This window comes from Paenibacillus sp. CCS19 (genome assembly GCF_033239625.1).
Classification (GTDB): domain Bacteria; phylum Bacillota; class Bacilli; order Paenibacillales; family Paenibacillaceae; genus Paenibacillus_T.
In genome coordinates this window covers 68,540-83,953 of the sequence record NZ_BTCK01000016.1, presented here as the reverse complement: position 1 = coordinate 83,953, position 15,414 = coordinate 68,540, and the positions used below count along the sequence as shown (strand labels likewise).

The 15,414-nt window shown below is 51.2% G+C and carries 11 protein-coding genes; all 11 read left to right on the top strand.

Going from position 1 to position 15,414, the window contains the following annotated elements:
* Positions 1–21: 21 nt before the first annotated feature.
* Entirely contained in the window at positions 22–924 is a 903-nt protein-coding gene (locus SBI19_RS13300) for a DUF92 domain-containing protein (protein ID WP_317968878.1), read from the top strand.
* A gap of 530 nt (positions 925–1,454) precedes the next feature.
* Positions 1,455–4,436, top strand: a complete 2,982-nt coding sequence (locus SBI19_RS13295) for an extracellular solute-binding protein (protein WP_317968876.1) — start codon at positions 1,455–1,457, stop codon at positions 4,434–4,436.
* Positions 4,433–5,392 (top strand): carbohydrate ABC transporter permease, encoded by a 960-nt coding sequence (locus SBI19_RS13290; RefSeq protein WP_317968874.1) that lies wholly within the window; start codon positions 4,433–4,435, stop codon positions 5,390–5,392. Before SBI19_RS13295 ends, SBI19_RS13290 begins: the two co-directional genes overlap by 4 nt.
* Before the next feature lie 7 nt (positions 5,393–5,399).
* On the top strand, positions 5,400–6,272 hold the full coding sequence (locus SBI19_RS13285) for a carbohydrate ABC transporter permease (protein WP_317968872.1): 873 nt from the start codon (positions 5,400–5,402) through the stop codon (positions 6,270–6,272).
* A gap of 8 nt (positions 6,273–6,280) precedes the next feature.
* Complete coding sequence (locus SBI19_RS13280; RefSeq protein WP_317968870.1) at positions 6,281–7,771, top strand: hypothetical protein; 1,491 nt, start codon at positions 6,281–6,283, stop codon at positions 7,769–7,771.
* Positions 7,758–8,372, top strand: a complete 615-nt coding sequence (locus tag SBI19_RS13275; protein ID WP_317968868.1) for a YIP1 family protein — start codon at positions 7,758–7,760, stop codon at positions 8,370–8,372. Before SBI19_RS13280 ends, SBI19_RS13275 begins: the two co-directional genes overlap by 14 nt.
* Positions 8,373–8,383: 11 nt before the next feature.
* Entirely contained in the window at positions 8,384–10,672 is a 2,289-nt protein-coding gene (locus tag SBI19_RS13270) for a DUF5696 domain-containing protein (RefSeq protein WP_317968866.1), read from the top strand.
* Positions 10,669–11,532: a carbohydrate ABC transporter permease gene (locus tag SBI19_RS13265; protein ID WP_317968864.1), complete on the top strand. Its 864-nt coding sequence runs from the start codon at positions 10,669–10,671 to the stop codon at positions 11,530–11,532. Before SBI19_RS13270 ends, SBI19_RS13265 begins: the two co-directional genes overlap by 4 nt.
* 4 nt (positions 11,533–11,536) lie before the next feature.
* Positions 11,537–12,526 carry a carbohydrate ABC transporter permease gene (locus tag SBI19_RS13260; RefSeq protein WP_317968862.1) on the top strand — a complete coding sequence of 330 codons (990 nt, stop codon included), beginning with the start codon at positions 11,537–11,539 and terminating at the stop codon, positions 12,524–12,526.
* Positions 12,527–12,720: 194 nt separating this feature from the next.
* Complete coding sequence (locus tag SBI19_RS13255; RefSeq protein ID WP_317968860.1) at positions 12,721–14,112, top strand: ABC transporter substrate-binding protein; 1,392 nt, start codon at positions 12,721–12,723, stop codon at positions 14,110–14,112.
* Between the two features lie 297 nt (positions 14,113–14,409).
* The gene (locus SBI19_RS13250; RefSeq protein ID WP_317968858.1) at positions 14,410–15,411 is read left to right on the top strand and encodes a LacI family DNA-binding transcriptional regulator; all 1,002 of its coding nucleotides are present in this window, start codon (positions 14,410–14,412) and stop codon (positions 15,409–15,411) included.
* Positions 15,412–15,414 lie beyond the last annotated feature (3 nt).

Sequence of the window (15,414 nt, the reverse complement as noted above, 5' to 3'; positions counted from 1 at the left end):
GCTGAAAGGTAAGGCGAAAGTATGATGAACGGAATAATAGATTCTATGCAGTCGTCTGCCTGGCTGCTGGATGATTCTTCAGACATCCCTATTCGAGCCGTTATTGGTGCTATAGGTGGAATTGGCATTGCGAGAATGGCGGTTCGCCATCGCGCATTGACCAAACGAGGCGCAATAGCCGCTGCGCTGATGGGGCTGGGTTATACCGCGTTCGGCGGGCTGGTGTGGATGGGCACGCTGCTCGCTTTTTTTACGACTTCCTCGCTGCTCTCCAGATGGAAACGAAAACAACACCGAAAAGCAGCTGCAGAATCGTTATACGAAAAAACGGGCGCCAGAGATGCGAGTCAAGTGTGGGCGAACGGCGGTATCGGTTTAGCGCTGTGCATAGGCAATGCTTTGTTCCCTCATGAGGGCTGGTTATATGCATTCATAGGCGTTATGGCGGCTGTTAACGGAGATACGTGGGCTACAGAGCTGGGCTCTCTCAGCCGCAAGCCGCCGGTGTCGATTCGGACGGGACGCCGCGTCCCGCCTGGGACGAGCGGTGGAATAACAGCTGCGGGAAGCTTTGCTGCTGCAGCAGGTTCACTGGCGATTGGCGTGGCTGCAGCAGGTTTGCTGATTGTCGGCACTGCTTGGCAGGAAGGTCATGCATGGTCCAATATCCCGATCGGCAGCATGATCGCGGCAGCGTTTATTGGTGGAGTTGCAGGAACTTTTTTCGATTCTTTGCTGGGAGCTTATGTGCAAGTGATGTTTCGTTGTTCGGTTTGCGGAACTGAAACGGAACGTAGCAGCCACTGCGGTGCACCTGTTCAGCCGCTTCGCGGATGGAACAGAATGAATAATGATGCGGTTAATATTGCTTCTTCCTTTGTCGGAGGAGCCATTGCATGGGGAATCAGCCAATTGATTGGCTGATTTTTTGCTTTCGAAACCCTCTAAATTATGCGACAAAATGTATCCGAAAACGGTTTATAAAATTATTGACAAGTACGCAAAGCGAACCTATAATCACGAGTATAAGCGATTGTAAGCAGTTACATTGCCAATAGAGTTATCTGTAACATCCGAGTTACAATGATGAGTCTGGTGTAATGAAGTTCAATTCGCTATTTTTATTCTCACCGCACGAAAACGATTTCGAAGCAGTGCAATCACTCGACAAAATCTGCTTCACCCGCCTGAATCGTTGAATCGCATGACCTATGCAATTCGCAATACCACTCACTTGACTCACGTAGCTCGAAATACTCGCATCAATACCTCTTACATTACCGATTGAACTTTACGAAGTGAACAAGTTACGCAATTGAAAGATGAAAGTGGAGAGATCTGCTGACTGGCGCAGTCATCCATAAGGATAGGGCTCTTCAATATCCATGGATGGAATTAATTGCGCTTACATACGTCAAACACACATTAATGGATGTTCGGAGGGGGAAGTTGTTTTGCTGCGGATACTGCGCAAATATACGGTTTCGATCGTCGTGGTTATTGTACTGGCGGCAGCTTTTTTATGGTGGAATAGTGGGAGGAACTTTGATAATAACGCGATGGCGGGCATTCCGGATTACAGCGATGTGGACCAGCGTTCCATCCTGGAAGATGAATCAGTGACGAGCAAGCTTGAACCCACTTTCCTCAAGTACTACAGCAATGAGAAAGCGGAAGGCGTGCAGGATACGGAAGGGGTAGCGATTACGATCCCGGGCGACAAGTACTCGGCGATATCGCCAACAGGCGCATCGGTGGAGAGCAGCATTGGTGATGCGAGCGGTCAATCCGTTGTCCTGAAGGAAGAGAACAGCTGGGTGGAATACAAGGTCGACATTCCGGCCGACGGATTTTACCAGATGGGCATGCGATATTACGCAATGGAAGGCAAGCGCGCTTCGCTGCTCCGCACCGTGCAGATTGACGGGAAGTTCCCGTTCATGCAATCGAAGAAGCTGGAATTTATGCGAATGTGGCAAGAAGCTGGCGAAGTATGGACCGACAGCCAGCATAACGAATACAACCCGCGTCAAGAAGAAGTTTTCGGTTGGCAGTACACAGACTTCCGTGACTCGGAGGGCAAAGCTTACGAAGCGCTTCGCTATCATCTGACCAAAGGCACGCACACGATACGCATTGCTGCGATTCGTGAGCCTGGCGCAATCGGCGAACTTCGGATCTTCTCGCCGGTGCATCTGCCGACGTACGAAGAAGTCGCAGCGCAGTATGAGGCGAATGGCTATAAAGACACGTCCGGTCAAGTCATTAAGATTCAAGCGGAAGAAGCCAACTTGAAGTCGAGCCCGACCCTTCGCCGCGTAGAGAACCGCGACCCAGCGACAGAACCTTTCAATAAGCAGGGCGTTGGCTTGAATACATTCGGCGGCGGCTCATGGCGCACAGGTGGCCAATGGGGCGAATGGAGCTTCGAGGCTCCTGAATCCGGTCTGTATGAGATCGGCATGCGTAACGGCAGCTGGTTCTTGGACGGCATTCCGGTGCAGCGTCAAATTTACATCGACGGTCAAATTCCATTCCAAGAAATGAATGCGGTTAACTTCGAGTACGGAGGCTTCTGGCAGCTGAAGAAGCTCGCGGACGAAGAGGATAAGCCTTACAAGTTCTACTTGGAGAAAGGCAAACACACGATGCGCATGGTCGTGCAAGTCGGCGCATTAGGTGAGACGTTCGAGAAGGTGCAGAGCGTGTCGCAGCGGATGTCGCTGCTGAGCCGCGAAGTTATTTTGTACACGGGCACTAACCCGGACAAGAACAGAGACTGGAAGTTGGGTACGCGCATCCCGAATTTGGTCCCGCGCCTCCATCTGATGGCCCGCGATCTCGACGATGCGATCAATAATATGTACGCGCTTGGCGTAACGAAGGGCAGCTCGCAGGTGAGTCCGCTCGGCATCGCAAGAGATCAACTGCTCAGCATGGCCAAAGATCCAGACACCATTCCTGCTCGTCTGGTGCAGATGACAGATACGCAGACTTCGCTTGGCACATGGATTAATGGTCTTAGCCAGCAGTCGCTGCAGCTGGATTACATTGAACTGAAGTCAGCTGATGTGAAGTGGCCGAAAGTGAATGCGAGCTGGTTCGAGCGTACATGGACGTCCATGCATGACTTCTTCCTCAGCTTCCAGAAGGACTATCGCGGGGTAGGCGACACGTCGACAGACGAGAAAACGCTGGATGTATGGGTATCTTATGGACGCGATTGGGCAGCGATCATTAAACAGCTGGCCGATGAAGATTTTACAGCGAATACAGGCATCAAGGTCAACATTAACGTCATTCCGACAGGCGACAAGAACAAGTTGCTGCTGTCGACAACGGCAGGCTTGCAGCCAGACGTTGCGCTCGGCGTAGACGGTCAAGTGCCTATCGATTATGCCGTGCGTAATGCGCTCGTGAACTTGAATACGTTTTCGGATTACAAGGACGTTGCAGATCGGTTCCGTCCAGGCGCTCTCATTCCGTATCGATTCGACGGCGGAGACTTTGCACTGCCGGATACGCAGAACTTCAACATGCTGTTCTACCGCAAAGACATTATGGATCAGCTTGGCATAACCAAAATTCCGGATACATGGGAAGAGGTCATGGATCTCATTCCGCTGCTGCAGCAGAAGGGCATGGACTTCTACTATCCGCATGCGCCGCTCAACCCGGATCTGGCAATCAATGAATTCTCGCCGTTCCTCTATCAGAATAACGGCGACTATTACAAAGACAACGGCATGTCCTCCAACCTGGATTCGCCGGAAGCGATGAATGCATTCAAGATGTGGACGGGATTGTTCACGAACTACAAAATCAACAAGGACGCAAACTTCTACAACCGTTTCAGAACGGGCGAGATGCCGATCGGTATCGCAGACTACTCGACGTACGTTCTGCTGTCGACGGCAGCGCCGGAGCTCACAGGCTGGTGGGGCATGAAACCGATGCCGGGTATTCAGCAGGCTGATGGCCAAATCAATCGGACAACAGGCGGTCTGGCGCAGACGAGTGTCATGTTCCAGAAGTCCGAGAAGAAGGCAGAAGCATGGGAGTTTATGAAGTGGTGGAGCAGTGCCGACGTGCAGGAGCAGTTCGGTACGGAGCTTGAAGCGCTGCTGGGCGTTGAAGCCCGCTGGAATACGGCGAACGTTGAAGCAATCAAACGTCTGCCTTGGCCAACAGATGATATCGACTCGATCCTTGAGCAGTGGAACTGGTTCAAGGAAAGGGAAATCGTTCTCGGTGGTTACTACACAACACGGATGGTTGCGAACATTTGGAACGAGGTTGTTCTCAATGGTAAGAACCAGCGCGAAGCAATCGAGGACGGCGTGCTCGGCATTGACAAGGAAATCAATAAAAAACGTGAGGAATTCGGCTTGAAGGTCGATTCCTCCCTCAGTAATGAAGGGAGCGGGGGGCAATGAGCAACACGACCGTCGAACTGACGCGACCATCCGTCCAAGCGAAGCGATCGCCAGGCAAACTGGCGATCCTGTGGAAAGAAGTAAAGCGGCACCGAACATCTTATTTGTTCTTAGCGCCTTTCCTTCTATTATTCACACTGTTTACGATCATACCGGTCATCACATCATTCGCGCTGAGCTTCACGTACTACAACATGATCGAGTCCCCGAAATTTATCGGTTGGTCGAACTATAAGCTGCTCTTTGTGGATGACGACATTTTCTTGAAAGCGATTGCGAACACGCTGAAATTCGCCGTTATTACCGGTCCGGTCGGCTATATTATGGCCTTCCTGCTGGCTTGGCTGATCAGTCAGATTCCGGTGAAATACCGGTTCATCTACACCTTGTGCTTCTATACACCGGCGATTACGAGCTCGATCGCCATCTCGGTCGTGTGGCTGTATATGTTCTCGGGTGACCGGTATGGCCTCATTAACTATTGGGCTATGAAGCTTGGCATTCTGAACGAGCCATGGCTGTGGCTGCAGAACATTAAGACGATTATGCCCGTGCTTATTATCGTTTCGCTGTGGATGAGTATGGGGATCGGCTTCCTGGCTTTCTTGGCAGGTTTGCAGAACGTGCCGCGTGATTATTATGAAGCTGGCGCAATCGATGGCGTGAAGAACCGATTCCAGGAACTGTGGTACATCACCATTCCTTCGGTTAAGCCGCAGCTGCTCTTCGGCGCAGTTATGCAGGTTGTATCATCTCTGCAAGTATTCGATATTAGCATTCAACTGCTCGGAATGCCGAGTGTATTGTATGCCGGTCATACCGTCATGACGCACTTGTTCGACTATGCGTTCATCCGCTTCGAGATGGGTTACGCAACGGCAATTGCAGTCGTATTGTTCTTGATGATGGTCGGTTTGAACCGCGTCATATTCAGACTGCTGGGCAGCGGGGAGTGAAAATAACGTGATTGGCACATCAACCATCGTTAAAGGAAAACGGTTTGACTTCAGCGGATTTTTCCTATACGCATTCCTGACGGCACTGGGTCTGCTTATGCTGGCGCCCCTTGTCTACATGTTCTCGTCAGCGCTGAAGCCAACATCTGAATTGTTCTTGTTCCCGCCGCGGTTTTTCGTCGTCAACCCGACGCTGAAGAACTTCAAGGATTTGATTCTTGCGACCGGAACGTCGATCGTACCGTTCTCCCGATACATTTTTAACAGTATCGTCGTTTCGTCTTGCATCGTAGTAGGCAGCATCGTCATTGCGGCAATGGCGGCTTATCCGCTTAGTAAACATGACATGCCATTCAAGAAACTGATCTTTAATATGATTCTGCTCGCGCTCATGTTTGCGCCGCAAGTTACGCAGATTCCACAGTTTATCGTTATCAAAGAGCTCGGACTTATCAATACGTATGTAGCGCTCATCATTCCAGCATTGGCAGCGCCGGTATCCTTGTTTCTTATGAAGCAGTTCCTGGACCAAATTCCGAATGCCTTGCTAGAGGCAACGCGTATCGATGGGGGCAATGAGTGGACGACGTTCTGGAAAGTCGTCATGCCGATGCTGAAGCCAGCTTGGGCGACGCTCGCGCTGTTCAGCTTCATCAGCGCATGGAACGATCCATGGGCCGCTAACATTTATACAACAACCGAGGATATGAAAACGCTGCCACTCGCGCTGCAGACGTTAAGCGGCGGATATGGCGTAGTTGCCCGTACAGGTACAGTCGCTGCTGCGAGCTTCTTGATGGTCGTACCGACGATCCTCGTGTTCGTCATTACACAACGGATGGTGCTTGAGACGATGGCCCACTCGGGAATCAAGGAGTGATGTCGCATATGAAACCAAATCGCAGCTTTACACGCATCCTCTTGCTCGTATGCGCCTTGGCACTCGTTTTACCCGCTGCCGCATACGCGAAGTCGCCGTATACCGGCTACATCTACAACTCGCAAGATGCCGACAAACCAGCGCTTAACGGGTATTTGTACGCGGATTCGTTCGACGGCTATGACTTGACGTCCGGTTCGTTCAAATCGCCAGAGGATTTGTTCGTCACCCCGGACGATACGCTTTATGTCGTCGACAGCGGCAACAATCGAGTCGTACATATGGACCCGGATACGGGTGCTGTAATTACTATTTATGGTGACAAAGAAGGCAAAGGTGCGCTGAATGGACCCAAGGGTGTATTCATCGCGAAGGACAACAGCGTTTACGTTGCAGACACTGGCAACAAGCGGATCGTTGTATATAAGTCCGATGGGTCATTCGACCGCGAATACGGCTTGCCGCAAAGCGAACTGATTGGTTCTGACTTCAACTATTCGCCAGCGAAGCTGGTCGTGGATAAACGGGGCTACATGTTCGTCTCGAGTGAAGGCTCTTCGCTCGGTCTGATGCAAATTCGGCCGGATGGCACTTTCGCTGGATTCTACGGAGCGAACCACGTGCCGTTCTCGATGACGAGAGTCATCGTGAAGCTGATCGCTTCGAAGGAGCAGCGGGATCAGTTGGCATCTACTAGGCCGCCGGAATTCTCGAACTTGTTCCAAGATAACGAAGGCTTCATCTATACGACGAGTCTTGGCATCCGATTCGACCAGGTAAAGCGACTCAGCGCCGTTGGCGTCGATACGCTGAATTCGGGCGCGCATCGTTACGGTGACTACTATATGAAGTCAATCAATGGCGAGATCGAGCACGACACGATTGTTGACGTATCCGTCAGCAAGGACGGTTTCATTACGGCACTCGACCAGACGAACGGCGAATTGTTCCAATACGATAAGCTAGGCAAGCTGTTGTTCATCTTCGGCGGCCGAGGCAATCAGAACGGCCTGTTCAAGACGGCGACAAGCGTTGCGGAAACATCGGATGGCGCAATCTACGTCGCAGACCGCGAACGCAGCCGCATCGATCGATTCTATCCAACGCCTTTCGCAGACAAGGTGCATCAAGCTTCTATCCTGTACGTAGACGGCAAATACAACGAAGCGATGAAGCCTTGGCAGGAAGTGCTCCAGATGGACAGTACGTACGATATGGCCTATACGGCAATCGGCAAAGCGTACTACCGTCAGCACAAATACAAGGAAGCGATGAAATACTTCAAGCTCGGCTTGAACCGAGGCGGTTATTCCGATGCGATGTTCGAATATCGCAAAGTGTATATCAAAGCACACTTCGGAACGATTATGACGATTGTGATTATTTGCTTCATCTTATTGCAAGTGCTGCTGCGCTTCTTGCGCAAACGGAAAATCGCTCGCAAAAAACAAGAATTCCTCGGCACCATGAAAGGAGGGGGAGTCAGTGGAAGCCATTAAACTCGTGCGACAATCCCTTTTTCATCCGTTCGACTTCTTCTACGACATCCAGTTCGAGAAACGGGCGAAGCTGATCAACGCGGTTACGATCATGGCGCTTGCATGTGTAGCTCGTATCGTCAGTCTGATGTTGTCCGGCTTCGCGTTCCGAACGAGGGAAGCGGTGGACGTATCGATTCCGCTGGAAATTCTGTGGATCGTCATTCCATGGATAACGTGGTCTATTTCGAACTGGGCCGTCTCAACCATCATTGATGGAGAGGGCAAGTTCAAAGATATATTGATCAGCAGCTCCTACGTATATCTGCCGTACATCGTGCTCATCATTCCGGTCTCTCTGTTGAGCAACTTGCTCACGCTGAAGGAAATCTCGATTTATGGCGGCATCTACTACTTCATGTATGGCTGGATGGCGGTCATGCTGTTCCTCCAGGTCATGATCATTCACGACTTTGAGTTTGGCAAGACGGTCGGCATCATTCTGTTGTCTATACTCGGCATGATTATCATGTGGCTTATCGTCGTGATGATCTATGGACTCGTCAATCAAGCGATCGTGTTCGTCATTAATATTATGAAAGAGATTCGTTACAGGTCTTAGGAGGAGATGGCATGAAGATGAATCGTAAAAAAAGTCTGCTCCTTGCGACCGCCGCTCTTCTGGCAGCTGTCTCGATTCCGGTATTCGGCGCATCAGATTCGAATGGAACGGAGAACGGCTCGGATGCTGCTGCAGCGAATGATTCAACCGTAACGACGGCTGAAGCGAAGCCGCCCGTTACGAAGACACCTGTGAAGGCAACGCAGCTAGTGGCAGAGAACGATAGCTATCAATTGTATACCGATGGCAAGGAAGGTCAAGTTCGGGTCGTAAGCAAGAAGACGGGGCAGGAGTGGTTCAGCGCACCGCCGGTTGACAGCACCATGCCGCCCAACAACCTGAAATTCATTGAAAGTCCATTCACGATCAAATATACGTCTGGCAAAAGCGTGGAGTCGACCTATCCGTCGAAAGCGAAAGCGGCTATTACAATGGCGCAAATCGATAATGGCGTCCGATTCGATTATGACATGGCGGAGATCGGCATCTCGCTGGCGCTGGAGTACACGCTCACAGCAGACGGCTTCCGAGTAAACGTTCCGTTCGATTCCGTGAAGGAGAACGGAACGGTAAGGCTGTCGACTCTCGAAGTGCTGCCGTTCATCGAGGCGGGCGAGCCTGGCACGGACGGCGCGATTTTCGTGCCGGACGGCTCTGGCGCGTTAATGGATTTCAAGCCGGTGCGTCCGAATACGTTTGACGGCTATAGCGAGTATGTATACGGCGGCGACTACGCCTTCCAGTCGAACATCGTAGAGAAGGTCGTCAAGATTAAAGACGAATTGATCGCGAAGCCCCCAAGCGAGCAGATCGCGCTGCCGGTATTCGGCACATACAGCAAGGACAAGAAGGGCGTGCTTGGCATCATCACTTCCGGCGATGCCGATGCGAAGATTAATGCTACGCCAGCAGGTATCCGCAACATTAATCTATATCGCGCAGGCGTTGAGTTCCTTTATCGTAACAGCGACATCATTTTCGTCGGCAATTCAGGAGACATTCCGCTCATTCAGCGGGGACTTATCCCAGGTGATCGAACGATCGAATTCAAGCTGCTCGAGAATGAAGATGCCAATTATGTCGGGCTGGCGAAGTCATATCGCAGCTACCTAACCGAGGAGAAGGGCTTGCAGCCTTCGGAATCGGACGGCAGCGTTCTGCAGTTGACCTTGTTCGGCGGTGGAATCGAGGACAAAATCGTCGGCAGCAAGTTTATCAAGATGACGACGTTCGAACAAGCGAAGTCCATCGTCGACGATTTGTTAGCTGAAGGGATCACGAAGCTAGAAGTGACGTATGACGGCTGGAATGATGGCGGCAAGTATGGCGATCAGCCAGACCATTTCCCAGCGGAAAGTGCACTCGGCGGCAATAAGGAACTGGAGAAGCTCGCTGCCTATTTGAAAGAAAAAGGAATCAAGCTCTACCTTCGCGCGAATTACGTCAAAGAGTCCACCACAAGTGATGGCGTGTCGAAGTCCAAGGATGCGATTCGCGGTCTGAACAACGAAGCGACGAAGGTGTATAAGCCTTGGTATGACAACAATCAGATGTCGGACCAGGCGTACTACATGATGAAACCGCAGCGTGTATTCGATAAGCATGTATCGAAAGAAGCAGATGATTTTGCAGATCTAGGCGTCAGCGGCGTCCTGTTGGAGTATATGGGCAGCACGCTTTATTCCGACCAACAGCCGAATCCGCCGTTTATGCGGAGTCAGACGATTGGTGTATGGCAGCAGTCGCTTGACCTGATGAAGCAGACGACTGGCGGCTCAGCCGTTGAATACGGCTTCGCCTATACGCTTGGTCATACAGACAATATCCAGAACGCACCGATTGATTCCAGTCACTTCGTGTACATGGATGAGACGATTCCATTCTATCAAATCGCACTTCATGGCCTTATTCCATATTCGGCCGATCCCTATAATCTGCAGGACGACCCGCGGGTTCACAAGCTGCGGCTTCTGGAATATGGCGCAATGCCGTCGTTCGAGCTGGCCTATAATGACCCGGCCGATCTGAAGCGCACGCCGTTCGACTGGCTGCTGTCCGGCGAGTGGAGCGATTGGTCGAGCCAGACCGTGGCCACCTACAAGGAAATCGAAGGCGTTCTTGGCAGCTTGGCTGATCAAGAAATCGTTGATCATGCGACGGTGCAGCGCAACGTGTATCGCACCACTTATGCAGATGGAACGAAGATCACCGTCAACTATAACCGCAAAGCGGTGACGGTCGATGGTCAATCGATTGATGCCTATGGCTATTCGGTCGAGAAAGGAGGTAACGGCCAATGAAGAAAGGGTTGTCCATGCGGACGCGGCACTACTTAGAGGGATACATGTTTACGCTGCCGTGGGTTATCGGCTTTCTAGCATTCATGGCCGTTCCTCTCGTACGCTCGTTCCGCTTCTCGCTAAGTAAGCTGGAGATTAAGACAGCGGGCCTGCAGGCCCACTACATCGGGTTTGAGAATTTCAGGAAGGCGTTCACGGTCGACGTTGAATTCACGCCGAAGCTGATCGGAACGGTAAGCGGTTTGATTTTCAATGTACCGCTCATTCTGATCTTTGCGATGTTCACGGCGCTGCTGCTCAACCGCAATTTTAAAGGGAGAATGATATTCCGCGGCATCTTCTTCCTGCCGGTCATTATCGCGTCAGGCACCGTGCTGACGAAGCTTCGTGAAGACGGGGCAGCGAACCTGCCAATCTTCAAGCAATACGATCTGGCATCGACATTGAGCAACATTATGCCGATCGATCTGGTCAGACCGCTGCTGGGCATTCTCGAATCATTGTCGCTCTCGATGTGGGACTCCGGCGTTCAGATTCTGATCTTCTTAGCCGGCCTGCAGTCGATCTCTTCGCACTTGTACGAAGCGGCGAAAGTAGACGGCGCGACGCCTTGGGAAATTTTCTGGAAGGTCACGTTCCCAATCATTACGCCCATGATTCTCGTTAACACGCTGTTCAGCATCGTGAACTCGTTCACGAAGGCTGGCAATCCGATCATGGACTACATCATGGATGTCTTATTCAAAAAGAACGACTTCGGTTACGGTGCAGCGCTTGGATGGATCTACTTCTTGGTTTCATTCGTTATTATCGGAATTGTTTTGTACTTGTTCCGGAACAGCTTAAGGGAAAGGGGCTGATCAGATGCAATCGAACAACGTTGCCGCCACGATCCGCCAGACGCTCGCTTCGGGACGCGAGAAGACGAGTCCTTACGTACCGGTTGTCAAACGCTACGGACGCTCTACAGCGTCTTGGGTATTCCATTACTTAATGTTGTTTGGTCTTGCATTCGTTTTCATTTATCCGATGCTGTACTTGATCAGCAAATCGCTGATGCAGCCGACCGACTTGTCGGATGCATCGGTACAGTGGATTCCGAAGGCGCTGAACTTCAGCAACTTCAAATATGCGTGGGAAGCGCTTGATTACTTGCCGAAATTCAAGAACAGCATCATGACATCGCTGGTACCGGCACTTGTACAGATTGCAAGCTGCGCCTTCATCGGTTACGGCTTCGCCCGTTACCGATTCCCGGGCTACACGCTGCTGCTTGGGTTCCTGCTCTTCACGTTCCTGGTACCGCCGCAAACGATTATTTTGCCGATGTACATTTTCTACAGCGACCTGCACTGGATGAATACGTACTTCCCGTTCGTCATTCCGGCGTTGTTCGGGCACGGATTACGCGGTGCACTATTCGTCATGATCTTCCTTCAGTTCTTCCGCGGCTTGCCGGGACAGCTGGAAGAGGCAGCGCGCATCGACGGCGCAGGGGCGCTGCGGACCTTCTGGTCGATTATGTTCCCGCTGGCCCGTCCGGCGATGCTGGTCGTCTTCTTGTTCTCGCTCGTATGGCACTGGAATGACACGTTCGAGCCTAGCTTGTTCACAACGATAGCGGATAAGTTCAACCTGATGCAGAATCTCAAGGTCATGGATGGCCAAAGTCAGCTGGAGCTTCAGAACGGTACGGCGGCGATGACTGCCGATTTGACGGGACTTGTGCCTACGTTTGCGAACCGGGTAATGGCAGGATCGCTTCTGACGATTCTCCCCATGCTCATCCTCTACTTATTCACGCAGCGTTACTTCGTTGAAAGCGTCGAACGCGCTGGTATCGCAGGTGAGTAAGGAGTCGGCTCGTACCATATAACGCTTCAGACTCGAAAGGGGTGATGCCCTTGAGACGTCGCTAGAAGACGTCCTAAGGCTATAGACAAAGGGCTGGATAAGAATTGAATTGGGCTAGATTCAAGAGGGGTATCGTTTAAAGAGGCAGTTCAAAATGAAAATCAAACAAACAAAAAATTGATGAGGTGGAAAACATGAAAAAAAGCTTTGCTTTGGTACTCGTGTTTATTCTTTCCTTGACCATGCTGCTCAGCGCATGCGGCAGCGACGACAAAAAAACAGAAGATACACCGAAAGACACGACAACGACTGAACCTGCAAAAACGGAAGAAACGACGGCTGATCCAGAGCCGGCGGCAGAAGCGCCGAAGGACCTGTCGGGCAAGCTGACGGTCTGGACGTTCGCTACGAACACGCATGAGAAAATGAACGAGGCGTTCCAAGCGAAATATCCGAACGTACAGCTTGACTTCCAGATCCTGAGCTGGGACGATATGCAGAAGAACCTGAAGAACGCCCTCGCAACGGGCACGGGCGGTCCGGACGTTGCGATGATCGAAGGCGGCTGGTTCTCGACGATGAACACAGGAGAAGGCTTGGAAGATCTGTTGGCCGCTCCTTACAACGCTGCTGAGCTGAAAGATAAATTCACGGACGCGAACTGGCAGCGTTGGCACTCCCTTGACGGTAAGAAGCTGCTTGGTATGCCTTGGGATATCCCGCCGATGGTTACCCTCTACCGTCCTGACATTCTCGAAGAAAATGGCTTCCCATCGGATCCGGTTGAACTTGGCGAATATATCGCTAACGAAGACAACTTCCTGAACATGGCGCAAGCTCTGAAAGCGAAAGGCATTTATATTCTTGAGCAGAACGACACGATCTTCAACCTGTACACAAGCGGCGAAGGCTACTTCGATCGCGGCCTGAATTATATCCGTAACAACGAGAAATTCGCTCATGGCCTCGATCTGGCGAAGAAAGTAAAACAACTCGATCTGGCATTGAAAGACTGCGCACTGTGGTGCGATGGCGGTAAACAAGCACTCGCTACCGGTAAAGTCGCAATGCTGTATTACGGCGGCTGGGCAACGGGCACGATCAAAGACGCAGCGCCAGACACGGTTGGCAAATGGAGAACGACGACGCTTCCATTCGGCACGACCGCGGCAAATGGCGGCTCTACGATGTCGATCCTCTCGCAAAGCCAAAACAAAGAACTTGCTTGGGAATACCTGAAATTCACATTGGCTTCGGATGAAGGCCAACTCGCATTCGTAGAACAAGGCGGTTCCCCAGGCTACATCCCAGCTTGGTCGTTCCCGCAAGTAGCCGACAAAACGCAAGAAATGTTGGGCGATCAAAAGTACAACGAGATCTGGAATCCGCTGGCACAGAAGATCAACACGCTGTGGGTATCGACGCCGTTTGATACGGATGCAGGCACGATCTTCAGCGCGGGCATCGCAGATGCGATCGACAAGAACACAGACTCGAAAGCAGCGCTCCAGAAGATCCAAGACGATATCGAAGCTAAGTTCAAAGTAGAAAAAGACGCGCTGAAAGCGAAACTCGGCATCCAATAATTTTATTGAGCTTGGTGGATAAGTGCGAGTTCAAAAAGTTCGGTAGTCAGCTCCGAGAAGATTGCGAGAACCTGAATAGCGGAAACCTGCATCGGAAGCATAATCCCCGGACTCCGAAGGTGAACGCAAGCTTCGACGTCGAATAAACTTCCTGATTTACTTCGTGATCACAAGCGGACTTTTTGAACAACCTCGTTAAGGGTCGTCCCACTGACGACCCTTTTCTGCTAGAGTGTAGTATATGATGTATAATAGATACTAAATAGGATTCATTCCGAACTAGATGAGGTGATAGCGGTGGCTTCGATTACGGATGTGGCCAAGCATGCGGGAGTTTCCGTTACGACCGTATCCAAAGTGATCAATAACTATACGGATGTCAGTGAGAAGACGAGGAAGAAAGTAAATGAATCAATACGGCTGCTTCGATATGAACCAAACGTCGTGGCAAGAGGGCTTGTTAAGAAGCGTTCGTGGACCATCGGTATTTTGCTGCACAACATAATGACCAACCCTTTCGTATCTGAGATGATGTCGGGGATGCAGAAGGCATTGGCTTCAAGTGGCTACGATTTACTTCACTTGTCGGCTGATTTCAACGATCCGGATTATTCGGTTATTCGTCATTGCTCGAGCCGCAACGTAGACGGGATGGTCGTATTCGGCATCGGCAGAGACAATAAGATCCCGATGGATCTGGTCAAAGCTGAGCTCCCTACGATGTTCGTCGATACCGATCTGATCGGACGCCGCGCGGGATACATAACAGCGGATAACCGTAATGGTATCCTGGCTGTGATGGAGCATCTCTATGAGCTGGGACACAGGAAGATAGCGTTCGTCTCGGGGTATTTGGGCTATGTGGCAGGCAGGACAAGGTTCGAGGGATATCAACAGGGCTTGCGCCAATTCCAGCTTCCGTATTATTCTAATTATGTCGAGATTAGTAATTTCGATAGTGCCGGCGGTTATAATGCGATGCAGAATTTGTTGAAGCTTCCCGATAGACCTACAGCAGTGGTATGTACGTCCGATGTGATGGCGATTGGTGTTATGAATGCGGTTGCAGATGCAGGATTAAGCGTGCCGGACGATATCTCTGTGGTCGGGTTCGATAATACGGCTTTCGCATCGATCGTAAAGCCTGGCCTTACGACGGTTAGTCAGAACATCTTTTCAATCGGCGAACGAGTGATTCATCAGTTGATAGAGCTGGTAGAGAACCCGGATTATTCGCCGCCCGTTCTCGTAGAGCCCGTCGAGTTAATTATTCGTCAGTCGACATCAGCTCCTCGATAAGTG